Raw genomic sequence first — 532 nt, forward strand, 5'->3', positions numbered from 1 at the left:
CCGCAGGCTGCGCTATTCGAGAGGCTGGGAGAAGGGTGAAGGGGCTGAATGCGAGCAAACCCATTACTACCGGATTGATTCCTATGCGACACAAGAGCAGGCAGGAGGGGTAGAGGTTGTCTGGCTGGGAGATGACCAGCCTGAAAATTTTGCTATGGAGGGTGTGATCCGGCTACGGCTGAAAGGGATGGGGCGAGAAGTTAGCCAAAAGCTGGTGAATGTTTTGGCCCAGTGGGGTGTTGATATCAGTCGCCCCGACAGTGACAGCATGCAGGAGCAGTACATTGATTCACTAATAGCGTGTTACTGTCTTGATATTCCCTTTGAAACTGCGAGCACCAGAGAGAGATTCAGTAATCCTGCAGAGAGGCGGAAATGGAAATCAGAGTGGTTATGCCGGGAGAGGGGGTGGCATAACTGCCCTCGGTGGGAGGGGAACCACCGTATCTATGCAGGGCGTTGTGTTTTCTACCGTCCGGATGAAGCAGAGCATGAGCTTGAACCTCACTCTCTTGTTATTCATTCCCTGCAG

The 532-nt window shown here is 52.8% G+C and carries 1 protein-coding gene; it reads left to right on the top strand.

Annotated elements, in window-relative coordinates; all coding sequences use genetic code 11:
* Positions 1-532 (top strand): hypothetical protein (locus tag E1189_RS22285; RefSeq protein ID WP_196220855.1); only part of this gene is annotated, 532 nt, incomplete at both ends.

The organism is Parendozoicomonas verongulae, from assembly GCF_009711465.1.
In the GTDB taxonomy this organism is placed as follows: Bacteria; Pseudomonadota; Gammaproteobacteria; order Pseudomonadales; family Endozoicomonadaceae; genus Sansalvadorimonas; species Sansalvadorimonas verongulae.